The 21,839-nt window shown below is 50.1% G+C and carries 19 protein-coding genes and 1 riboswitch; of the genes, 9 read left to right on the top strand and 10 right to left on the bottom strand.

Translation table 11 applies throughout. From position 1 onward, the window contains the following. Positions 1-6: 6 nt before the first annotated feature. Complete coding sequence (locus tag NSQ24_RS25625; RefSeq protein ID WP_003388777.1) at positions 7-1,140, bottom strand: DUF418 domain-containing protein; 1,134 nt, start codon at positions 1,138-1,140, stop codon at positions 7-9. 471 nt (positions 1,141-1,611) lie between these two features. Here NSQ24_RS25625 and NSQ24_RS25620 point away from each other — a divergent pair, with 471 nt between their 5' ends. The 4 genes from NSQ24_RS25620 to NSQ24_RS25605 all read left to right on the top strand — a co-directional run bounded on the left by NSQ24_RS25620 (position 1,612) and on the right by NSQ24_RS25605 (position 4,753). Further along, a complete protein-coding gene (locus tag NSQ24_RS25620) occupies positions 1,612-1,890 on the top strand; it encodes a hypothetical protein (protein ID WP_152562218.1) in 279 nt (92 codons plus the stop codon). A gap of 140 nt (positions 1,891-2,030) precedes the next feature. Then, a riboswitch (Lysine riboswitch) is annotated at positions 2,031-2,216 on the top strand. 113 nt (positions 2,217-2,329) lie between these two features. Continuing rightward, positions 2,330-3,166 (top strand): transporter substrate-binding domain-containing protein, encoded by an 837-nt coding sequence (locus NSQ24_RS25615; protein WP_003388774.1) that lies wholly within the window; start codon positions 2,330-2,332, stop codon positions 3,164-3,166. A gap of 85 nt (positions 3,167-3,251) precedes the next feature. Next, entirely contained in the window at positions 3,252-3,992 is a 741-nt protein-coding gene (locus tag NSQ24_RS25610; protein ID WP_171506847.1) for an amino acid ABC transporter permease, read from the top strand. Positions 3,993-4,012: 20 nt separating this feature from the next. Continuing rightward, positions 4,013-4,753, top strand: a complete 741-nt coding sequence (locus tag NSQ24_RS25605) for an amino acid ABC transporter ATP-binding protein (RefSeq protein WP_024983661.1) — start codon at positions 4,013-4,015, stop codon at positions 4,751-4,753. A gap of 255 nt (positions 4,754-5,008) precedes the next feature. Here the strand turns inward: NSQ24_RS25605 and NSQ24_RS25600 are convergent, their stop codons facing one another. Then, on the bottom strand, positions 5,009-6,004 hold the full coding sequence (locus NSQ24_RS25600; RefSeq protein WP_339166897.1) for a DUF4367 domain-containing protein: 996 nt from the start codon (positions 6,002-6,004) through the stop codon (positions 5,009-5,011). 181 nt (positions 6,005-6,185) lie between these two features. Between NSQ24_RS25600 and NSQ24_RS25595 the strand changes: the two genes are divergently transcribed. The 3 genes from NSQ24_RS25595 to NSQ24_RS25585 are packed head-to-tail and all read left to right on the top strand — an operon-like array spanning position 6,186 to position 9,079. Next, entirely contained in the window at positions 6,186-6,743 is a 558-nt protein-coding gene (locus tag NSQ24_RS25595; RefSeq protein WP_024983663.1) for a sigma-70 family RNA polymerase sigma factor, read from the top strand. Then, positions 6,740-8,389: a DUF4179 domain-containing protein gene (locus tag NSQ24_RS25590; RefSeq protein WP_024983664.1), complete on the top strand. Its 1,650-nt coding sequence runs from the start codon at positions 6,740-6,742 to the stop codon at positions 8,387-8,389. The genes NSQ24_RS25595 and NSQ24_RS25590 overlap by 4 nt, the downstream gene beginning before the upstream one ends. Positions 8,390-8,437: 48 nt before the next feature. Next, positions 8,438-9,079 (top strand): SDR family oxidoreductase, encoded by a 642-nt coding sequence (locus NSQ24_RS25585; protein ID WP_339166894.1) that lies wholly within the window; start codon positions 8,438-8,440, stop codon positions 9,077-9,079. Positions 9,080-9,241: 162 nt separating this feature from the next. Here the strand turns inward: NSQ24_RS25585 and NSQ24_RS25580 are convergent, their stop codons facing one another. The 4 genes from NSQ24_RS25580 to NSQ24_RS25565 all read right to left on the bottom strand — a co-directional run bounded on the left by NSQ24_RS25580 (position 9,242) and on the right by NSQ24_RS25565 (position 13,084). Then, a complete protein-coding gene (locus NSQ24_RS25580) occupies positions 9,242-10,249 on the bottom strand; it encodes an iron ABC transporter permease (RefSeq protein ID WP_339166893.1) in 1,008 nt (335 codons plus the stop codon). Further along, positions 10,246-11,256 carry an iron ABC transporter permease gene (locus tag NSQ24_RS25575; RefSeq protein ID WP_003388766.1) on the bottom strand — a complete coding sequence of 337 codons (1,011 nt, stop codon included), beginning with the start codon at positions 11,254-11,256 and terminating at the stop codon, positions 10,246-10,248. Before NSQ24_RS25575 ends, NSQ24_RS25580 begins: the two co-directional genes overlap by 4 nt. A 108-nt stretch (positions 11,257-11,364) precedes the next feature. Next, positions 11,365-12,288 (bottom strand): iron-hydroxamate ABC transporter substrate-binding protein, encoded by a 924-nt coding sequence (locus tag NSQ24_RS25570; protein ID WP_003388765.1) that lies wholly within the window; start codon positions 12,286-12,288, stop codon positions 11,365-11,367. 4 nt (positions 12,289-12,292) lie between these two features. Next, positions 12,293-13,084, bottom strand: coding sequence for an ABC transporter ATP-binding protein (locus NSQ24_RS25565; RefSeq protein ID WP_003388764.1), 792 nt, complete (start codon positions 13,082-13,084; stop codon positions 12,293-12,295). Positions 13,085-13,274: 190 nt separating this feature from the next. On the opposite strand from NSQ24_RS25565, the gene NSQ24_RS25560 reads away from it, so the two are divergent. Then, complete coding sequence (locus NSQ24_RS25560; protein WP_003388762.1) at positions 13,275-14,327, top strand: NAD(P)/FAD-dependent oxidoreductase; 1,053 nt, start codon at positions 13,275-13,277, stop codon at positions 14,325-14,327. A gap of 196 nt (positions 14,328-14,523) precedes the next feature. Here NSQ24_RS25560 and glpT read toward each other — a convergent pair whose 3' ends face one another. The 4 genes from glpT to NSQ24_RS25540 form a co-directional block, all read right to left on the bottom strand. Then, complete coding sequence (glpT, locus tag NSQ24_RS25555) at positions 14,524-15,888, bottom strand: glycerol-3-phosphate transporter (protein ID WP_003388760.1); 1,365 nt, start codon at positions 15,886-15,888, stop codon at positions 14,524-14,526. Between the two features lie 291 nt (positions 15,889-16,179). Next, the gene (locus NSQ24_RS25550; protein ID WP_338463106.1) at positions 16,180-19,305 is read right to left on the bottom strand and encodes an ATP-binding protein; all 3,126 of its coding nucleotides are present in this window, start codon (positions 19,303-19,305) and stop codon (positions 16,180-16,182) included. Positions 19,306-19,662: 357 nt separating this feature from the next. Beyond that, positions 19,663-20,349, bottom strand: coding sequence for a CidB/LrgB family autolysis modulator (locus NSQ24_RS25545; protein WP_171506841.1), 687 nt, complete (start codon positions 20,347-20,349; stop codon positions 19,663-19,665). Next, the gene (locus tag NSQ24_RS25540) at positions 20,346-20,720 is read right to left on the bottom strand and encodes a CidA/LrgA family holin-like protein (protein WP_024983668.1); all 375 of its coding nucleotides are present in this window, start codon (positions 20,718-20,720) and stop codon (positions 20,346-20,348) included. The genes NSQ24_RS25545 and NSQ24_RS25540 overlap by 4 nt, the downstream gene beginning before the upstream one ends. A gap of 110 nt (positions 20,721-20,830) precedes the next feature. Here NSQ24_RS25540 and NSQ24_RS25535 point away from each other — a divergent pair, with 110 nt between their 5' ends. Continuing rightward, on the top strand, positions 20,831-21,751 hold the full coding sequence (locus NSQ24_RS25535; RefSeq protein WP_003388756.1) for a LysR family transcriptional regulator: 921 nt from the start codon (positions 20,831-20,833) through the stop codon (positions 21,749-21,751). Positions 21,752-21,839: the final 88 nt, after the last annotated feature.

Below are 21,839 nucleotides of genomic sequence, written 5' to 3'. Positions count from 1 at the left end.
GAGCGGTTATCTCGTATCGAAAATCCCTATTGCACGTCTACGGAGCGTTTCCATAGGTCCAAACCTGAAACCTTGAAGCCATGCCGTTGCAAACAGTATTTGGAATACGGATATTCCGATCCAAACTACGATAATTGTCACGGAATCCAGCTTTCCGCCAAGAGCAAAACCCCAACCGTAGAAAAGAATGGAACAAATGATATTTTGCATGACATAGCAGCTTAAAGACATTTTTCCGGCATTTTCAAGAAGGCCCCAAAGCCAATTCAACTTCGTATATTGTATCATTCTTCCAATAATCGCCAAATACCCTACGGAAAGAAGGGGCGCGAATAAATAGCGAACAGGGAGATCAAAAACGCCTCCAGGGATAAAAATCAACAGGTTTAAAGGCAAGCCGATAAACATTCCCAGTTTGAAAAGCTTGTCGCGCTGTTTTTTGCCGTTCTCATCTTGAGAAAAGACCCCCGCACGCATGAAGCGAACACCAAGCAAAAATAAAAAGACATTCATGGGAATCGTGAAGATCGCTTCCAATCTAAGCGGGACGAAATGAGACAGGCGATAATGGACTTGCTGCAGCCAAGAGCCGTCTCTATAAAGAGCGATGACTTCGTCAGAACCGCGCAGTGTCATATTGGCATCAATCAGACTAATCACCAGGATCCCCAGGATGGCAGTTGCATGCAGGCTTCCAAGCACTTTCATCGTTATGGATATCAAGCGGTCGCCGCCTTTGACGATGTAGGCGACGATCATTGCAGTTATGCCATAGCTCATTAAGATGTCATACTCCATGACCAGGGTAAAATGCAGCAAGCCTTCCAGGAATAAAAGCGAGGATACCCAAATATAGATTCCAGGCCAAGCGTTCCCTTTGCGAATGGCTTGCTGATATTTTAGCTCAAGTCCTACTCCAAACATGATTGTCAACAATCCCAGCAGCTTCCCGTTGACGAGAAATAACACGATCATCCTGATGAGATCGTCTTTTGCCCACCACCCAGAATAATCATATGTCGTAAGGTAGGTAAGATCCCCCAAATGGGCGAAAATCCATATGTTTGTCCCTAACGTCCCGAGGATTGCAAAGCCTCGCAGAATATCAAGAAGACGGATTCTTTCTTTGCGTTGTTCCATATCCCTCACCCTTTTGCGTATGAATTTCATGTAGTCTTAGTGTAGCCATGAAAAGAGCGAGGGAACATTCACACCTGTAAAGAGATGTTTATGACTCGTGTCATAAAGTTTGTAACAAGCAATCAAATCAAGCCGTTTGCTGGTCGGCCTCAGATGGTGGAATTGGCTCAAGGCTGTTTTCCAAGGGACAGGAAGAGGATGGGAGTCCCCGCTATGGTAAGTAACAAATGATAAAATACGGGTGATGCTATGTTTATAAGGAGATTGGTACCGTTCGTCGTCTGTTTCCTGCTGGCTGCTTGTGCGAGCTCTACTGTAAGCATTGATAAAATAAAAAAACTGAGCTTTCAAGTATTCTTACCGGAGTCTCTGCCGGATGGTTATACTGAACAAAAAACGCTCTTGGATCTAAATGAAGGGTCTCTCTTAATCTCGTACGTAAACAGCGATACGTACATTGAACTTCTGCAAATGAAGAAATCAACATACGACTACCATCCGATGATCGAGTGGTACGCAAATAAAGGCAACAGTCAGAAATCCGATGATCGGTTTGAGATAGTCGGCAATTATGTGGTAGATATGGATAATTCGTTAAACAAACAAGGTGTGTGGGAAGCAGTATTTCTGCCGAAACAAGACTTGGACAGTCAGACGAAATACAACGAGCTTCGCTATTATCATCTGCAGTCAAACAGCAACGAAGAAGAGCGGAAAACATTCATGGAGAGCCTCGCCCCCATACATTGATGAGAGGAATAAGTCTTTTTGCGCATACAGGAACGCAAAAAATAGTCTGCCAGCATCATTTGGAGAAAAGACCCAGGTTGACAGAATTAACATAACATTGTAAACTCAAAAACATAATTGAATATGGACCTCACTTAAAACAGTGAGGTAGAGGTTGCGATATTTAACAGTCCTTGGCGGAGTTCGAGAAAGCGTTGATGCCAGGGAGAAGGAAATGTCGCCGAAGCTTGCAATATTTCTCGGTATTGCATTGCTGGGTCTGCAGTTAAGAGCTGCAGGACTGTCTCAATAAATGACCCGATTTATTGAGTTGTGCTATCTCATCTGGGAAAAGAGAGGTATTTGGGCAACTATGTTTGTAGTGCGACCTGAGTCTATCTCAGGTCGCTTTTTGCATTTTTTCAGCCAAAAAACCAGAAGCCAAAGGAGAAAATGAACCATGAAAAAACAGTCATCATTCATAGCTATGTTTCTATCCGCTGTACTTTTGCTCGCAGGATGTGGGACAGGCGGAGGCAGCTCGCAATCTGCCTCAACCGATGAGGGAACATTCAAGGTAGGGATGGAAGCGGGATACGCTCCGTTCAACTGGACCCAAATGGACGATTCCAACGGTGCTGTGAAAATCGACGGCAATGCGGAGTACGCAGGCGGATACGATGTAGAAATTGCGAAAAAGATTGCGGATGGCCTGGGCAAAAAATTGGTCATCGTGAAAACGGAGTGGGATGGCCTTGTTCCTGCATTAACCTCCGGCAAAATCGATGCGATCATTGCAGGGATGTCTCCAACTGCAGAGCGCAAACAAACGATCGATTTCTCGGACAACTACTATAAATCCAATTTGGTCATGGTCGTGAAAAAAGGCGGAAAATACGAGAACGCTACTTCGATCCAGGATTTCAAAGGGGCAAAAGTGACTGCCCAATTGAATACATTCCACTATTCCGTGATCAATCAAATCGAGGGCGTCGTTCAGGAGCCTGCGATGGACAACTTCCCGGCGATGCGCGTAGCGCTTGAATCCGGAATGATTGACGGTTACGTCTCTGAGCGTCCGGAAGCCGTCAGTGCCTCCACGGCCAACCCGAACTTTGCCATGGTCGAGTTTACGGATGGATTTACGACCTCGGAAGATGATACGGCCATCGCTGTCGGCGTGAAAAAAGACAGTGAATGGACGAAAAAAATCAATGAGATTTTATCCGGCATTTCGGAGGAAGAGCGTACCAGGATCATGGATACAGCCATCAAAAATCAACCAGCAGCACAATAATCGCTTGCGAACCGGCTGCATCTCCATGCAGTCGGTTTTATGCGCATAGGGCAGGGGAGCTTCCCTGCATGAACGGAGGAGAACGATGAGCTTCGAGTGGATTGTAAAAATCATTTCCGAAAACTGGCCCATGTTCCTTCGCGGAGCGGGAATGACCCTATTCATCGCTTTGCTCGGAACGATTTTGGGAGCCATCATTGGCCTATTGATCGGGCTTATCCGGACGATCCCCGTTCCGGAGCGGGGAGCCAAAAGGGCGATTTTGAAAGCAGTCAATGCCATTCTAGCTACGTATATCGAATTTTTCCGGGGAACACCGATGATTGTGCAGGCGATGGTCATCTACTACGGTTCCGCCTTGGCATTCGGGGTTGATATGGACCGGATTCTGGCCGCCGTCTTCGTCGTGTCGATTAATACGGGAGCGTACATGGCCGAGATTGTTCGCGGCGGGATTATTTCGATTGACAAGGGACAGTTTGAAGCAGCCCATGCGATTGGGATGAATCACGTTCAAACGATGATGAATGTCGTGCTGCCGCAAGTGATTCGCAATATCCTGCCGGCAACGGGGAACCAGTTTGTCATCAATATCAAGGATACTTCCGTACTCAATGTCATTTCGGTCACCGAATTGTATTTCACGACCAAATCGATTGCCGGGAATAACTTCAGATATTTCGAGTCCTTTTTTGTTGCGTGTGTGATGTATTTCATCATGACCCTGATCGTCACGAAAATTTTGCGCTATTTCGAAAGAAAGCTGGAAGGCCCGGACAATTACGCCGTAATGGCGAATCCCGTGCAGGTAGAAGGCAAGAAATAATCGAGGAAGGAGGCGAGCATATGGAGGCCATCATAGAAATTAAACACGTCAACAAATACTTTGGCAGTCACGAGGTATTAAAGGACATCGATTTTTCGGTCAAAAAAGGAGAAGTCGTCACGATTATCGGTTCCTCCGGATCGGGCAAATCAACGCTGCTTCGATGCATCAATCTATTGGAAAAGCCGAGCGGCGGGGAAATTATGTATAAGGGTGAAAACATTTTAGACGAGAAGCACGACATTTTCACCTACCGCCGAAAGCTGGGCATGGTATTCCAGCAGTTTAACCTGTTCAATAATCACAATGTGCTGAGCAATTGCGTGGTCGGGCAAGTAAAGGTGTTAAAGCGATCCAAGGATGAAGCTGAAAAAGTCGCGATGAAGTATCTCAAAATTGTCGGGATGGACAAGTATGTGAACGCCAGGCCGAATCAATTGTCGGGCGGGCAAAAGCAGCGCGTGGCCATTGCGCGGGCTCTTTCCATGGAACCGGATGTGATGCTGTTCGATGAACCGACATCGGCGCTTGACCCGGAAATGGTGGGCGAGGTGCTGAAGGTGATGAAGCAGCTTGCCGAATCCGGTCTGACGATGTTGATCGTCACGCATGAAATGGAGTTCGCAAAGGAAGTCTCCGATCGCGTGGTCTTTATGGACAAGGGAGTCATCGCAGAGGAAGGAAGTCCCGAGCAAATTTTCAACCATCCGACTCAAGAGCGGACGAGAGAATTCTTGAAGCGGACGTTGCGCAGCTCCTGAGTGTCTGATACGTTTCGGAATGTTGATACGTTCCAGAGTGTCTGATACGTTGCTGAGCGGTGAGCGTCTCCTGCACGCGCATCATTATAAAAAGAACGCAGTGAAGGCAGTTTTTACGCCAAAAGCCAGGTTCCTCCGGTGAGGGAGCCTGGCTTTTCGTATTTGTTATCACATTTGGCAAGTTCATGTAAAGAAAACACTTATCGCGCCCGTTCTCCGGGGACATTGATTACGCACAAGACCAGGAGGGCAAGTTTACAGCGACTCGGCCATCTTCTTTAGCTCATCAATGGGGGCGTTCGCTTTCAGGCTATACACCACGCCGTCTTTTTCCCATACCAATACCGGGAGCTGTTTTAATTCAGGATGCATAAAGCTTGACAGAGGTGCCGTTCCGACGAAGGCAGTTCCCTGGCCAAGTTGAACAGGCTTCATGTCTGCGGTATCCTCTTTCGAGAGAGTTCTCTTTTCGTGCACCAGAGAGAAGTAGCTTCCTGTGATCCCTGCTGCCCCGTCGTAAATCGTGATGGTCGAGCTGCCTTTGTAGATGTTGGCGCTAATTTTGACGTTCTCTTTTTTCACGTTGCCGGGTAGATAGGCCGGCAATTTGACAGCCGCGCCAAACAGTTCCGAGGCTTTGGCGGTATCAAGCTCATGTACCAGTACTTGCTCCTCGTCCGAATCCTCAATGACGTTTACTTTATTGCCTTTTTCCACAGACTCGGCGATTTTGACCAATTCCTCGGGCGAAAGCCTGCTGGTCAAACGATAAAGAATGCCGTTTTCCTCTTCCCAGATCAACACATGTACATCGCCGTGCGCTTCCTTTTGCACTCCCTGGTAGGCTGGCCCCTTCTTGGTTGCAATCCTGGTCAAGCCTTTGCTCTCTGCGGCGAAATCGCCTTTCCACATTTCCAGGTAGAACGGCAATTCTGTTTGACTGAAAAAAGAACCTGCGACATGTTTGGTTTTCTCCGAGAAACGCAGAGTAACGGATGTCCTGTCTCCCGGAATGTAGCTGGGAAAGTGCAGCTCGAATCCGGCTTGCCTGGAAATGACGGTAGCCTTGTCTTCCGCTTTGGAAGAGGCAGGTTGTTTCGGCAACTGCGTTTGGTTTAGGGATGGTGCTGAAGATGGCGGGAGCGGTGATTTTGCATCACTCGCCGCACTTGCCGGAGAAATCGACACGATCAACATCGCTCCAAGTGCATACGCAGAAATTTGTTTTTTGAGATTCGTTTTCTTTTTCATTTCAGAAGCCTCCTGTTTTTTACATGATTTGGCATACACTCCTCATTACTGAATTGCGCTTGTGAATCTTACAGTAAAAATGATTGATTGGCTCATTCGGCGATTTGTGGAAAAAAGGTGTAAGTTTTTGTTTGGTTTTTCAGTATTGGTTGGGTAGGGAGCGTGAAAAGGAGGAACATCGATGGATGAAGATCGGAACTGGGTCCTTCAGGTGTTGGACGGCAACAAACAGGCGTATGCGCATCTCATTACCAAATATAAAGACAGAATATACAACGTCCTGTACCGCATGGTTCACTCAAGAGAAGAGGCAAAAGACCTGACGCAGGAATGCTTTATAAAAGCGTTTCAAAAGCTCGCCAGCTATGATCTGAACAGAAAGTTTTACCCGTGGCTCTGTCGGATCGCGATCAACCATTGCATTGATATGCAGAAAAGTCAAAGGCTTCAGACTGTAGATTTTCATGAGATCGATCAGCTTTCGATGACGAATGAACAAACGCCGGAAAGCGCCTATATTCAAAAGGAGTTTGCTTCCGAAATGCGGGAAATGCTAGACGCGTTGCCAGAGAGCTATCGGCTTGTCTTGCTTCTCCGCTATAGCAATGACCTTTCTTACCAGGAAATCAGCGACATCCTTGGCATCCCCGTCAGTACAATCCAGGTAAAGCTGCATCGCGCCAAACAAAAATTACGAGCGAATACCATGCGCTGCTCGCCAAAGGGGTGGTCCGTATGAAATGTGAGGAATGCCAAGCGCTTCTGCCCACCTATGCAGACCGGGAAACAGACGCGGCCGATACTCTGCGGGTGGAGGCTCACTTGCGCCATTGCAGGAAATGCCAGGCTGTCTATGCGAGGGTGAGTGAAGAGGTTGAATTGATCCGGGATGGATGGATGATGGAGATGCTCCCTGACGATTTTGCAAACGAGGTGATGCAGCAAATCCAAGACGAAGGAATAGAAGTAGAAAAATCTGATCCAGTGCTGAAGAAGGGCGGGGGGCCAGCCAAAAGGAGAGGACTGCTAGTCTCATCTGTTGTCGCGGCGGCTGTGCTGGTTATGGCGATCGGTACCCAGGTTTCTCCTGCGTTTGCTGCTTTTCTGTCTTCCTTTTTCCAGACGATCACAGGCGAGGCAGGCTTGAGACAAGCGGCAAAACAAGGCTTCTCCACCGAACTGAATCAAGCGGTGTCGGACAACGGAATAACGCTGAGGGTAAAGGAAGTCATAGCCGATCCCACCAGGATTGTGCTGTCGTATGTCCTGGAGGATGCGCAAGGACGGATACTCCCGGACCAGTTTTTTCCTGCCTATGGAGCAAACAACGTATATGTTGTGGACGCAAATGACAAGGTAATCCGGCGAAGCCCGCTGTTTCGTAGGACAGATAAGTATGCAGACCTGGTGTTTCCTCTCGAAAATCCCCCTGAGCAGGTCACAGTCCATCTGGAGATTAAGGGCATCGGTTCCAAGGAGCTGCATAAGACCCATCTGAATATGGAGATTCCTGTTGATTTGCGCAAAGGTATTGCTGCAACCAAAAAGCTGAAGGTTGAAGAGCAGTACACAAGCCCAAAGGGAATGACCGTCAAGTTGGGACAAATCACATATGCGCCAAGTGCGACCGCATTGGAAGTAGAGACGGAGTGGACCTTGGAAGCAAGGGAGAAAATAGTGCGGCAAGTGGAAGAGTTGAAAGCAAAGGGCGCAAGGGAAGAGGTGGCCACTCGACTGCTCTCATCCCATCACCCGGAATTTACGATCCGTGATAAAGAAGGCAACATACTCGCAGATTCCCGCCAAAACAGCAATTATCAATTCGAGTCGGGGTTGATTTATACACTTCCCGGCTCAAACGAGCAGCAAGCGGGCAGCAACAAAATGACCTATTACTTCGCACCGTTTGAAGAACCGGCAGAAGACGTGTTTTTCCATTTGGAAGACGTCTTCATTACCGAAAGGGCAGATTTCTCGCTGGTTGTTCCTCTTCATGGCGAAGGCTTACGGGGAGGGGAATACGAAGGGAATCACTACGAGGTACTAGACGTTCGGGAAGAAAAAGCAACGGAGTCTGCCTTCTCTACCTACAGGATTACGGTTGATTCTATCCAGAAATCTATTGGCAACGATCCTCCAGAATGGCTGGTCACGGATAAAGAGGGAAACGTGTATAAAGCGGAGTTTGATGTAGAGAAAACAAGAAGCTATTCGGATCAGAAGGGAAGTCATACGGTGACGACCCTGATCGTCAAAGAAGTGCCCAAAGAGGCAAAAGAAGTAACGCTATCGCTTGTCCTTGTAGAAAGGCAGCTTCCCGGTGGAGAGTGGAAGATAAAGCTGCCTGATAAAAATGCACATTTTCTTTGGCAGATCAGGCAATAATCGGTATAGCCAAAAGTAATCCGCATACGCCCAAAGGGGGAATCCAATATGAATGTGTTAGTGGTAGGTTCGCACGGAAAAATAGGAAAGCAGGTCGTGTCTTTGCTTGGCCAAAAAGGCTTCCATCCCGTAGCGATGATTCGCGATAAAAATCAAACAGAAGAAATGGAAGCGTTGGGTGGCGAAGTGGTCGTCGCCGATCTAGAAGAAGATTTCAGCCATGCACTGGAAAATGTCGATGCTATTGTCTTTACAGCCGGTTCGGGAGGGCATACGGGCAGCGATAAAACGGAGCTCGTCGATCGCCTGGGAGCAATCAAAATGATTGAAGCGGCGGAGCGGAAAGGCATTACCCGATTCATCATGGTAAGCTCGATGAACGCCGATACGCCCGAAAAGGGGCCGGAATCGATGAGACATTACTATCAGGCAAAAGGAGACGCCGATGAAAAGCTGGCATCAACCAGGCTCAACTATACAATCATCCGGCCTGGCAGGCTGCTGGACGTTCCGGGAACGGGGAAAATCCAAGCGGCCGAGCGGATAACGGGAGATCGAACGGTCGGCATCCCCCGTGCTGATGTGGCCCAAGTAATAGTTGCAGTCATCAATGCGGAAAACACATACCGTAAAACCTTTGAACTTCTGTCGGGAGAAACACCTGTTGAAGAGGCTGTTGGTTCCTTGTAAAGCGCGTGGCGGGAGTAGGGGAGTATGTGCGGGCTGTTTGCTTGCCTGGGCAAGGAAAACGAACGGGGTACAGGTTGGGCAGGAAAAGGCTCATCCGCCATTTTTCAGGTAAGGGGGATGAGCCTTTGGTGGCAACAAAACGGTTGACTGAACGGTTTTGCGTCATTTTCTCAGCAACAGGTAAATAAAGTACGGCGCTCCGATCAGAGCAACCATGATCCCTGCCGGAATGCCTTCGGGGTCCACGAGATTGTGCCCGATGGTATCTGCGAATAACAGCAGCCATCCGCCGATCAGAATCGCGATGGGGAGCGACAGTTGGTGTCTCGGGCCGACGAGAGCCTTCGCGATGTGGGGGGCCATCAGTCCGATAAACGCGATCCCTCCCGTAATTGAAACAGCCGCAGCAGCCAGCGCGACAGCCGTCACCAGCAACACGAGACGTTCTTTTTCAATCTCCAGCCCGACGCCGATCACCACAGGCTCGTTTAACGAAAGGAGATTCAATCGCTGGCTTTTGTAGAACGCAAACGGAACCAGGATCACCAGCCACGGGAGAATGGCCCAAATGAAAGGCCAGTCCGAGCCCCAAATATTCCCCGCCAGCCATTTGGCGATAAAATCCACCTTCTCGCGTTCGGCAGATGAGATGAGCACGATCATGACGCCTGACAATGCCATCGAAAAGCCAACCCCGGTCAGCACGAGCCGCACGGACTGCAGACCGGATTTTTTGCTGTAGGAAAACAGGTAGATCAGGCAGGCCGTGACGATAGCCCCGGCAAACGCGACCAGCGGAAGCAAATAGACAAAAGCGCCGGCCTTCACCGGGAAAAACAAAAAGAAAACGGCCAGGGCGACGCCTGCTCCCGAGTTGATGCCGATGACTCCGGGATCAGCCAGGTCATTTCGGGCGATGCCCTGCAAAATGGAGCCCGACAACGCGAGCGCCATCCCCGCAAGCAGGGTGACGATCATGCGGGGCAAACGGATGGAAAACAACACGAATTCCTCTTTGAACGTGCCTTGGCCGAGAAGCGTCGGGATCAGCCGGTCATAAGACAGGGAGGAGTACCCGATACCCATGGCGATGGCAAAGGTCGCGATAATCAGAGCGAGCAGAACAGCCAGCACGACGCGCTGTTTTCGGAGCAAAGCGGGATGAATCATGAGAATGCTTTCCCTCCCTTGCGCACGACGAACAGGAAAAACGGAAGCCCCATCATCGCAACGATAGCCGCCACTGGCGTTTCATACGGGGCGTTCATGGTCCGTCCGAGCATATCGGCAAACAGCATGAATGAGCCCCCGGCTATCGCCGACATCGGAATGATAAAGCGGTAATCCGTTCCTACAATGGCCCGGACGATATGGGGAACCATCAGTCCGATGAAGGTCATGTTTCCGACCAGGGCCACAGATGCGCCTGTAAGCAGAATGATGACAACAAACAGAACCGTCTTGATCTGCATCGTCTTTTGACCCAATCCGACGGCCACTTCTTCGCTCAGGCTGAGAATCGTCAGCTGCCGGGAAAGGAAAACCGCAAGAAGAATGCCGAGTACAATAAACGGAACAATGATTTCGAGCTGGCTCCACGACGTGCCGATCAATCCGCCAGCGGTCCACATGGAAACGTCTTTGGAAATTTTAAAGTAAATGCCGACGCCTTCCGCGACTGCGTACAGGAACGCGGACACGGCAGCACCGGCCAGGACGATGCGCAGTGGAGAAAAGCCGCCTTTTTTCATCGCACCCATCCCGAAAACCAGTATCGCTCCGATCGCTGCGCCAATAAAGCAGGCGATCATCAGATGAAAGGAATTGGCGGACGGGAGCAGGGCAATCGCGACGGCCAGAGCCGCGTTGGCGCCAGCCGTCAAACCGAGCAGACCCGGGTCAGCGAGCGGGTTTTTCGTCATCCCTTGCATGATGGCACCGGCCACCGCCAGTGCAGAGCCGACGAAAATGGCGCCAATCTCGCGCGGAAGACGAATTTCCCGAATCATCGAGAGCGTATCGCCAGTCGCATCGGAAGCAATGGCCAGCCATACGTCGCCGATAGTCGTGTCAGCGGCCCCGAATACCATGGCGATCACAAACATGGCGGCAAATGAAAGCAAGCCCGCGATCAATTTGTATCCAAATGGGATCGAGCGTTGGTTTTCTTTCGTCATCTGTCTACCATCTTTTCTTTGTTTTGGATTAAAGGGGGGCCTGACAGGAGACAGGCGATCAGGGAAAACCCCCTTGATAGGAACCTTCAGCACGATAAGCAGGATCAATCAGCGGCCAAGAAAGCTTTTTGTAAAGAACTCCAGTTGATACTCCAGTGTTAGAGGATCGTTAAAATAAAACTCCATCATAGGCGCTTCAAAAACGCGATTGTTTTTAACCGCCGGAATGTTTTTATACGTTTCGGTCTCCTGGAATGAATTATCTGTATCCTTGTTCTTGCTGAGAATCAGGTAATCGCCGACGAACTCGGGGAGAACTTCCAATGAAACCGCGTAGTAGCCGCTTTTGAGAGCTGTTTCCTTGATCTTTTCGGGCATGTTCAGCTTCATTTCCTGATAAAGAATCTCTGTGCCGCGGCCCCAGTTGTTGCCGTATACATATAGCTGCTTGTCGAATTTTTCAAGCACGGAAACGGTTTTGTCCTCACCGATTTTCGCTCTGATCTCGGCTCCGACCTTTTGGGTCCGCTGCTTGAAGTCATCGATCCACGCTTGCGCCTCTTTTTCCTTGTTCAACAGCTTGCCGATCTCCAGGAACTGCGTCAGGTAATCCACCTTTCCGTACGTGTAGATAACCGTAGGCGCGATTTTGTTCAGTTTGTCCACGTTATTGACGTTTGACAGGCCAATGATCAGATCGGGCTGCAGCTCAATAATTTTTTCCAGCGTCTCATCGGACACTTCTTGAGCGTCTTTCAGTTTTTCCGCAAAACGAGGGTTTTTTAACGACCATGAATCGGTGCCTACGACGTTCACCCCAAGAGACAGCACGTGTCCGGTGAAGTTGGACAGCACGATCACCCGCTGGGGGTGGGCAGGCACCTGAACAGGCCCGTTTTCCGACTGGTAGGTAATCGTTTCCGAAGCGGTTTCCGCGGGGGATGCGGCTCCCTTTTGCTCAGTCGGCTGTCCGCTGCAGGCACTGACGATGAGGGAGAGCAGCAGAAAGAAGGGGAACAAAAACTTTTTCATCGCGTTAATCTCCTTTGATCAGGTTGTAGGTGACGCAAACCGGTTTGTTCGTACGCGGGTCGCGCCCGATTTCCGCATCGATGCGAAACACTTTTTTAAGGACCTCGGGTGTCATCACTTCTTCGCAATCTCCCGCCTTCACGACTTCCCCGTCCTTCAAGGCGATGATGAAGTCGGCAAAGCGGGCGGCCTGGTTCAAATCATGCAGTACCATCACAATCGTGCGCTCCTGTTCCGCATTCAGTCTCTGCAGCAGCTCCAGAACCTCCAGCTGGTGGGCCATATCCAGATAGGTTGTCGGCTCATCGAGAAAAATAATTTCCGTTTCCTGTGCGAGGGCCATGGCGATCCACACCCTTTGGCGCTGGCCGCCTGACAAGGCGTCGACAGGACGGAACTTGAACTCTTTTGTTCCAGTCACCTCGAGTGCCCAGTCAATAACTTCATAATCTCTTTTGCTCAAGCGCCCAAAGCCTTTTTGATAAGGAAAGCGGCCATAGGAGACCAGTTCGCCGACCGTAAGTCCGCTGGCGCTCTCCGGCGTTTGCGGAAGAATGGCCATTTTTTTCGCCAACAGCTTGGTGTTTTCTTTGGCGATGCTTTCTCCGTCCAGAATGACTGCGCCGGACTGATGTGAAATAATGCGCGTGATTGCTTTTAGCAGCGTAGATTTTCCACAGCCGTTTGAACCGATGATGGTGGTGATTTTTTTGTCGGGAATCTGAACGCTGAGGTTTTTCACAATCAAGCGCTCTCCGTAGCCAATGCTTACATTATCCGTATACAGCCGAACCATGTGTCACACCCCGTTTACAGGAATATGGAAATAGGTGATAATGATTATCAGTATCGCTTCCAAAAATAATATAGTATCCGCCTTTTTTGTTGTCAATAGCTGCACTGGATTGTAAAAACAAAGAAATGCGTGTATACTTCGTTGATAATGATAATCAATTGCATGTTATTGGTCAAGGAGTGAATCGGACATGGAGCGTCAGGAACTATTCGATGTGACAGTGATTGGCGGGGGACCGGCAGGGCTTTACTCCACTTTTTACAGCGGGCTGCGGGAGATGAAAACAAAGCTGATCGAATACCAGCCGCATTTGGGCGGCAAAATTCACGTCTATCCGGAAAAAATGATTTGGGACGTGGGAGGGCTGACTCCGATAACCGGAGAGAAATTGATCGAGCAGTTGGTCAAGCAAGGATTGACGTTTCATCCGGAGGTTGTGTTGAACGAGAAAATAGAGTCAATCACCCGAGACGAGGAAGGGATTTTTGTCCTGCATGCGGCCTCTGGCCGAAAGCACTACTCAAAAACAGTGATCGTCGCTGTCGGAAGCGGGATATTGACTCCGCAAAAGCTGGAGATCGAAGGTGCCGAGAGATTTGAGGTAGCCAACTTGCACTACACGGTAAAGTCTTTGAAGTATTTCCGGGATAAGACCGTCATCATTTCCGGCGGAGGGAATTCTGCGATCGATTGGGCCAACGAATTGGAGCCGATCGCGAAAAAAGTGTACCTGACGTACCGAAAGGACGCGCTAAAGGGCCATGAAGCGCAGGTCACGCAGCTTTTGAACAGCTCTGCTGTCTGCTTTTTTCATACGTCGATTACGAAGCTGGTCGCATCGGCGAATCACGAAGAAATCGAGAGTGTTGAGCTGACGAACCATGAAACGGGAGAGGTTTCGTATTTGCCCGTCGATGAAGTCATTATCAATCACGGCTATGAACGAGATTCGGGCCTATTGAAAAACAGCACACTGAACATCGACTTGGTCGATGACTTCTATGTCTCCGGCAATGCCAACTCCGAATCCTCGGTAGCCGGACTTTACGCTGCCGGAGATATTTTGCACTACGACGGGAAGCTGCACTTGATCGCGGGGGCTTTCCAGGATGCTGCGAACGCTGTAAACAAAGCAAAGCAATTTGTCCAGCCGGATGCCGGCAAAAGCGCAATGGTCTCCTCCCACAATGAGGTGTTTAAACAGCGCAATCGTGAATTGGTGAGACAAATGATGAGATCGTAAAACGAAAACATACGCAGCCTGGCTGTACGTCCGCACATAAAAAAGGCTTCATCCCTGAGAAGCGTCTGTTTCTCTTTGCCATCGCGTCAAGGGCGCTCATTTGTCCCTGCGCCCTTGACTATGCTGGCTTTGAGCTTTGAAAAGACGTCTTGCTTCAAGGAGTGAAGCCTTTTATTTATTGGTTATTGCTTGTTTTTTACTGATTTTTTACAACCTCTTGTCCGCGTACATTCCATGTAAGCGCAAATACGAGAGCTGCCAAAGCGCACGAAACCGTGAGCAAAATAAACCCTGCATCCCAGCCGGACGCGTCAACGATGACACCCATCAAGGCGTTGGCTGTAACCGTACCGCCCAGGTAACCAAACAGACCCGTAAGGCCGGCAGCGGTTCCGGCAGCTTTTTTCGGAACAAAATCAAGCGCTTGCAAACCGATCAACATGACTGGACCGTAAATCAGGAAACCGATTGCAATCAAGCAGATCATATCGATTACGGAATGTCCAGGCGGGTTGAACCAGTAAACAAGAACAGCGATCAATACGCCCAGCATGAAGACAAACCCTGCAGGTCCCCGGCGTCCTTTAAACAGCTTGTCGGAGATCCAGCCGCACAAGAGCGTTCCCGGGATGCCTGCCCACTCGTACAGGAAGTAGGCGACGCTGGACTTGCTCATGTCAAAACCTTTTTCCTCGCTCAAGTAGGTCGGTGCCCAGTCCAGAACGCCGTAACGTACGAAGTAGACAAAAATGTTGGCAATCGCGATTGCCCAGACCCATTTATTATTCAGTACATATTTGAACAGGATTTCCTTTGTAGACAATTCCGTTTCAAACGTTTTCTTTTCTTTGGTCGGATAGTCATTGCGATATTCTTCGATCGGCGGCAGACCTACCGACTGCGGAGTATCGCGCACCAGCGCATACGTGACAAAAGCCATGACAACTGCTACGAGAGCAGGCAGGATAAACACGCCTTCATACCCGGAGGAGGAGCCTCCCGAAAGCCCGGCGAACAGGGCCACACCCGCAACAGCAATCGGCGCCATCAACCCTCCGCCGACGTTGTGGGCTACGTTCCAGATGGCGGTCTTGTTTCCGCGTTCGCTAATGCTGAACCAGTGGACAAGGACACGCCCGGATGGAGGCCATCCCATACCCTGGAACCAACCGTTCAGGAACAGCATGACAAACATGATCGTCACAGAAGAAGTGAAGAAAGGGACGAATCCCATCAGTAAACTGATGATGGCAGAAAGAATCAAACCGGCTGGCAGGAACATTCGCGGGTTGCTTCGGTCCGATATGATAGCCATGACAAATTTGCTGATCCCGTAGGCGATCGAAATGGCTGACAGGGCGAAGCCAAGCTCGGATTTTGAAAACCCTTCCTCGGTCAGATACGGCATGGCAAGCGAGAAGTTTTTGCGAAGAAGATAATACGCTGCATAACCGATGAAGATTCCCAGAAAAACTTTCAGCCTGTACTTTTTATACTCAGAATCAATTTTCTCGTCAGGCAGTCTTTCGATAGGTGGCGCAGGCCGAAATAGTGATAGCATTTTTTCTCCTCCTCTAAAAAAATTTAACAAAGATAAACCATGCACAGCAAAAAACTCATACTTTAAAAGCCCTTTCATAACTGAAAGTGCCAAAAAGTATGAGTCTCCGAATCTCCATCATAGTTAACTTGTCATTACGTGTATTTTATTATTCGTTGTAAACGTTGTCAATGAGGTGTTGCGTGTTTTCGCCTCGTCTCTGCATTGGAAAACCATGGGGGTTTTTCTCCCTACAACCCCCATGGCTGAGAGGAATCTCTTTTCTCATTCTTTTCTCATTCCGGATCACCTTCATTGGCGATTGCGATCCGGAATGACGAAAGACACAGAGGTGCCTTCGCCTGCCTTGCTTTGAATAGAGAGTCCTTGTCCATACAATTGGGTTAACCGGCGATTCGTGTTGGAAAGTCCGATGCCGCCTTTGGAATTTTGGACCGGGTCCAAAATGTGGCGGATTTTTTCTTGCTCCATCCCGACGCCGTCATCTCTTACCTCAATGAGCGTAGAATCTGTTTGGCGAACAATCCGGATCAGTACGTTCCCGCCCTTGGCCCGTCTCAGGACACCATGTCTGACCGCATTTTCGACCAGTGGCTGAATCGAAAGGGGAGGAAGAAGCAAATCCAGGTGGGGATCAACTTCCCACTGGACGGACAGCCTTTCTTCAAACCGCTCTTTCTCGATGTAGAGATAGGCATGCACCAGCTCCAGTTCATGAGAAAGCGCCACTAGCTTTCCTGTGCTGAGGAAGTCAAAGCTGATCCGCAAGTAGGACGTAAAGGCCTCTCCGAGTTTGCGCATCCGCTCTATATCCAGGTCGCTCAGCGCCATGATCGAATTCAGCGTATTGAACAGGAAATGCGGGTGGATCTGGGCCTGCAAATAGGCAGCCTCCATCCGCAGCCGTTCATTGACGGACTGCTTTAATGCGATAAGAGACCAGATCCGGTATTTGAGCTCCAGAGCGTCGACCGGCTTGGTGACGTAATCATTGGCCCCAGACATAAATCCGGTATAGATGTCTTCCGGCTCGCTGCGGGCCGTCAGCAGCAAAACGGGGAGCTCGGCGGCAGTGAAGCGCTCCCGTACCTTTTGTGTCAATTCATAGCCGGACATTTGCGGCATCATGACATCCGTGACCAGCAAATCCCACTGCTGCGTAGACAGGATTTCCAGCGCTTCGCGAGCCGAAGTAGCCGACCTGACGTAGTACGCCTCTGCTGAGAGGATGCCAGCGAGCACCTTCAAATTGACGGGATCGTCATCGACAATGAGTATGTTTGCTTTTTCCTCCCCGAAAGACGGCAAGGCAAGCGGCTCGGAGGTTCGTTCGTTGGGCGCAGCTTCCGTAGAAAAACGGGAGACTGCAGTTTCCTCAAAAGCTTCTGTCCGGGGAGGAGGAGAGCTTTTCACAGCGGGCAAACTTTGCGAGTCGGCCAAAGGGAGCGAGAAGCTGAACACGGAGCCTTTGCCGATCTCCGAGCGAACCGTGAATTCACCCTCGTGGAGCTCCACCAGCTGTTTGCAAATGCTGAGGCCGAGCCCGATTCCGCGGCTATCGCCTTTTCCGCGGGCTCCCTGCTCGTAAGGCAGAAAAACCCGTGCCTGCGTTTCTTCGTCCATACCCGCACCCGTGTCGGACACGTGAATAACGGCACGCCCATTCAGAACCTTGGCTGAAACGGAAATGGTCCCTTCTTCGGTAAATTTGAGCGCGTTATGCAGCAAATTGAACAAGATCTGAACGAGTCGCTTTTCATCCGCCAAAACGGGGGGCATCGACTCGTCAATGTCCATTTTTAGCTGAACGGGCTTGCCTTCCGCCATAAATCTCAGCATCCCGAACACGCCGGAGACAACAGATTGAACAGGCAACGGCTCCTTTTGCAGCAAGATGCGGTTTTCCTTAATCCGTACGATGTCGAGCAGATCGTCCAGCAGATGGGACATTCGACGGCTGACTGTGATCAGCAGCTCCAAATCCTCCAGGGCTTCGTTGTCCATCGCGTGCTTCTGCTTGGTTGCGATGTTCCGTGCGATATTCATGATTCCGTGCAGCGGTGTCCTCAGCTCATGCGATGTGTTGGCCAAAAACTGGTCCTTCATTTTGTCCGCTCTGGTCAGCTGTTCGTTCAGCTTGATGTTTTCCTCGGAGTTGCGAAAGTACTTTTTAAACCAGTAAGCGGAGAATCCGACAATGGCTGCGAACACATCGATGGGATAGTAGACGCTGGTTATTTCCATATAAAAATTAAACGCACCCCACACAGCGCTCGATATGATGCTGGTGGCGGTGAGTTGCAGAAAAATAGCATCCTGCTGGTTTTGGATGATCATTTTCGCGATGATAAAGATAAACCAGATCAATGGAAACAAATAAAGAACGGTGAACACTTTGGCTTCGAACGTATAGTAAATGAGCGCTGGAGACCCAGCCAGCACAACAGTTGAATACAGGACGAGAATAGCGGTATACGTCCGAAACAGTTTGGCGAAACCTGCGTGACCGGAAAATATTCTGGCCAGCAGCAGGATGAAAAAGGACATCCACATATAGGAAAGAAGTCTGGCTTTCAGCACCCCGGCATAATCCAGCGGCAGCCACAGCGTCAGCAACTGGTCGTGATCCGAAACAACCGAAATAGAGGATGCTACCAGCAGAAAGAAGAAAACCAGGAACGCCTTTTGCCGTCTTGGATTGAACAGGAACAGGATGCAGGCGTACATGCTATGCAGAATCAAGACGATGAACGTAACAAGCTGAAAGCCGATGGAATACCAGCGTTCGGTATCCAGTGCCGCCTGTGATCCAAAGCGGATGGATTTGGCGATACCTCCTTCAATTGGGTTGTCAAAATTAGCCACACGAATAAGCAGCTCGATTTCTTTTTCTCCTTCTGACGTGTAGGAAGCTGTATAGGAGACATTCCTTGGCCAATACCCCTCCGCCTTCTCCGCAGGCTGGCCTATGGCAGCTCCTATCTTACCGTTGATTTCAACGGCGGATGAGGCCTCGAGATCGCGAAACCAAAAGGCATAAGGCTGATCCAAAGGCTTATCGATCAGGATGCGGAGCCGGTACGTCCCGTAACCAAACGACGATTCCGAACCTGCCGGGAAAGCGCTTCGCCAATCTCCGGGAACCTGGATAAAATGCGGTCGCTTCGTTGACATCCGTGCTATATCTTCATGCGAGACAAGTTCCCCGGGGTAAAACTCCCATTCCCCATTCAGCGCGATGGTGGGAGATTCCTCGAAAGGCCAGCCGCGCATGTCAAGCACGCCTTGTACTGCATCGGGATGCTCTGCGGTACGAAACACTTCGGACCAGAGCGACCGCAGGCTTAGGAGGACAGAGATAAAAAAGAGAGTTGTCAAAACGTATTTGAATATGGGTTTTTTGAGAATTTGCATCATGTGCCAATAGATTCGCTTTACTTCACATGTTTCCCTTTTTCCAAATGCTTGCCAGGGGGCTTGAGGAAAGGAGCAGGCACATGACTACCGTGCTTTGCCTCTTGGTTTGTTAAACGGGATTGGCGCTATATTCCTGAAGCCGTTTTTGTTACAATGGGGGCTATAAACCAAGGGAGAATGGAAAACATGTCGACATTGCCGAATTGCCCGAAATGCAGCTCGTCGTACATCTACGAGGATGGGTTTTTTTGATTCGGTTTTGGAGCGATGCAGTTGAAATCGGAATTTGTGAAGAAGATCTAAAGGTCTGCACGAAAAACAAGAAAGCCGCTTCGACATCGAAGCGGCTTTTGTCGTTCAAAATACGCCGGCCAAAACGGGCACGAGCCACGGGGCCACGCCCAGCGTCATCAGCGCTGCTAAAATCATCGACAAGCTGGAAATCGTGCCAGTGATCGGGCTAAACTCGAACGCCTTGGACGTACCGGCTCCATGGGCCGCTGTGCCGAGAAGCACGCCGCGGGCAATGTCGTTTTCGATCCGCAGCAAGCGGATGACCATCGGTCCGATAACAGACCCGAGAAGGCCCGTCATGATCACAAATACCGCAGTGATCGCCGGAACTCCGCCGATGCTCGCCGATACGCCCATCGCGATGGGGGTGGTGACGGAGCGCGGAATGAGACTGTCGACAATTTGCATGTTGAGATGGAGCAGCCGGGCGATGAACAGCGAAGAAACAATCGCTGCAACCGAACCGGACAGCACGCTGACGATGATCTCGGCCGCATGTTTTTTCAGAATGTGAAAATATTTGTACAGCGGGACGGCAAAAGCGATCGTAGCCGGCTCAAGCATGTCGCTCAGCCATTTCGCCCCCGTCTGATAAGAGTCATAGGGTGTATCTGTCCATACTAGTAACGCGACGATCAATAGCGGTGCCGTCAGCAGTGGAGACAGGTAAACCTTTGGCTTGAGGCGGTAGCACCGCTTTGCGCCCCAGTACAGGATGATGGTGAGGATGAGACTCAGAAAAGCAATCATGGCAGCGGAGTCCTCTCCTTTTTCTCGCCAATTTTTTTCGCGACCAGTCCTGCGCTGGCCATGACGATGACGGTGCTGACGACAATCACCAACGTGACGTAGACGCCGTCACTGAGCAAGACGCTTTTGTATTTCATGATGCCCACAGCGGAGGGAATGAAGAAGAGCAAAAGCTCCGCCAGCAGCCATTGGGCGCCTGCTTCGATCCAGTCCAGGCGAATCCATTTTGCTTGCAGAAGGATGAAGACAATCAAAATGCCCAAAATGCTGGCCGGAATTTTCAGTTGAAAGAAATCGACCAGCTTGTGCAGGAGCAGGGAAAATGCGCAAAGCAGAATCACTTGTCCCGCGCTTTTCAGCAGGGTTGCCACATCGCTCCCTCCTTTCTGTGAAAAGTTTACATGATCTGTTTGCATAGGTAAAATGAATAGATAGAATGACTGACATTCATTTTATCTATGCATAAATGAGGAGACCGTACATGGATATTCGCCATTTGCAATATTTTCTAAAGGTGGCTCAATACAAGAGCTTTACGAAAGCAGCGCGGGCACTGTACATCACACAGCCGACCATCAGCAAAATGGTCAAAAACCTGGAGGAGGATCTGGGGGTTGTGCTGTTTCACCGCCTGGGCAAGCAGTTGGAATTGACGGATGCCGGGGAAATTCTGTTCGTTCAGGCGCAGGATATTGTGCATTCCTTCCAAAACCTGTCAGCCGAACTCGGGGACTTGATGAACCTGAAAAAGGGGCACATTCGCATCGGATTGCCGCCGATGATCGGGTCGAGCTTTTTCCCCAATGTGCTGGGGAAGTTCCGGGAGCACTATCCCGCTATCACGATTCAGCTCGTGGAAGACGGGGCAAAGAAAGTGGAAGCGGATGTGGAAACCGGCGTGTTGGATATAGGAGTCGTGCTGTCGCCGACAAATGAGGAGCTGTTTCATTCCTTTTCGCTTGTAAAGGAGAAGCTGATGCTGCTCGTCCATCCCTCTCATCGGTTGGCCGACAGAAAAGCGGTGTCGTTATCCGAACTGGCTGAAGAGGATTTCGTTTTCTTTCGCGAGGATTTTGCCCTCCATGACCGGATTACGGCAGAGTGCGTACAAGCGGGGTTTCAACCGAAGGTCATCTATGAAAGCTCCCAGTGGGATTTTATCAGCGAGATGGTGGCGGCCAATTTCGGCATTGCTTTGCTCCCCGAACCGATCTGTCGCGAGCTTGATGAGGAGCGGATTCGGGTTTTGCCTCTCGATCAGCCCGTGATCCCCTGGCACCTGGTCATCATTTGGCGCAAGGATCGGTACCTTTCGTTTGCCGCACGGGAATGGATCCGGTTTACCCAGAATCTTTTCGAGGAGTGGAGGGGCAAAAACAAACACCCGCGCGAGCATGGCTGATCGGGCTTTTCCATGGGAACAGGTCTGGCGGGAAACCGTTCCGGGGGCTCAGAAGCGCCATGCAGCGCCGGTACGTTTGCCGGGAGAG

This window comes from Brevibacillus sp. FSL L8-0520 (genome assembly GCF_037963895.1).
Classification (GTDB): Bacteria; Bacillota; Bacilli; order Brevibacillales; family Brevibacillaceae; genus Brevibacillus; species Brevibacillus borstelensis.
Note: the sequence above shows the minus strand (reverse complement) of the source record. Positions and strands in the feature narration are given on the sequence as shown.

Bases quoted from the DNA above. Each gene is read 5' to 3' on its own strand.
- NSQ24_RS25585 (WP_339166894.1), top strand. From the start codon at position 8,438: ATGAATGTGTTAGTGGTAGGTTCGCACGGAAAAATAGGAAAGCAGGTC.
- NSQ24_RS25580 (WP_339166893.1), bottom strand. From the start codon at position 10,249: ATGATTCATCCCGCTTTGCTCCGAAAACAGCGCGTCGTGCTGGCTGTT.
- NSQ24_RS25590 (WP_024983664.1), top strand. From the start codon at position 6,740: ATGAAATGTGAGGAATGCCAAGCGCTTCTGCCCACCTATGCAGACCGG.
- NSQ24_RS25545 (WP_171506841.1), bottom strand. From the start codon at position 20,349: ATGATTGCTTTTCTGAGTCTCATCCTCACCATCATCCTGTACTGGGGC.
- NSQ24_RS25575 (WP_003388766.1), bottom strand. From the start codon at position 11,256: ATGACGAAAGAAAACCAACGCTCGATCCCATTTGGATACAAATTGATC.
- NSQ24_RS25610 (WP_171506847.1), top strand. From the start codon at position 3,252: ATGAGCTTCGAGTGGATTGTAAAAATCATTTCCGAAAACTGGCCCATG.
- NSQ24_RS25625 (WP_003388777.1), bottom strand. From the start codon at position 1,140: ATGGAACAACGCAAAGAAAGAATCCGTCTTCTTGATATTCTGCGAGGC.
- NSQ24_RS25570 (WP_003388765.1), bottom strand. From the start codon at position 12,288: ATGAAAAAGTTTTTGTTCCCCTTCTTTCTGCTGCTCTCCCTCATCGTC.
- NSQ24_RS25595 (WP_024983663.1), top strand. From the start codon at position 6,186: ATGGATGAAGATCGGAACTGGGTCCTTCAGGTGTTGGACGGCAACAAA.
- NSQ24_RS25600 (WP_339166897.1), bottom strand. From the start codon at position 6,004: ATGAAAAAGAAAACGAATCTCAAAAAACAAATTTCTGCGTATGCACTT.
- NSQ24_RS25560 (WP_003388762.1), top strand. From the start codon at position 13,275: ATGGAGCGTCAGGAACTATTCGATGTGACAGTGATTGGCGGGGGACCG.
- NSQ24_RS25550 (WP_338463106.1), bottom strand. From the start codon at position 19,305: ATGATGCAAATTCTCAAAAAACCCATATTCAAATACGTTTTGACAACT.
- NSQ24_RS25535 (WP_003388756.1), top strand. From the start codon at position 20,831: ATGGATATTCGCCATTTGCAATATTTTCTAAAGGTGGCTCAATACAAG.
- NSQ24_RS25620 (WP_152562218.1), top strand. From the start codon at position 1,612: ATGAAGAAATCAACATACGACTACCATCCGATGATCGAGTGGTACGCA.
- NSQ24_RS25605 (WP_024983661.1), top strand. From the start codon at position 4,013: ATGGAGGCCATCATAGAAATTAAACACGTCAACAAATACTTTGGCAGT.
- NSQ24_RS25615 (WP_003388774.1), top strand. From the start codon at position 2,330: ATGAAAAAACAGTCATCATTCATAGCTATGTTTCTATCCGCTGTACTT.
- NSQ24_RS25565 (WP_003388764.1), bottom strand. From the start codon at position 13,084: ATGGTTCGGCTGTATACGGATAATGTAAGCATTGGCTACGGAGAGCGC.
- glpT (WP_003388760.1), bottom strand. From the start codon at position 15,888: ATGCTATCACTATTTCGGCCTGCGCCACCTATCGAAAGACTGCCTGAC.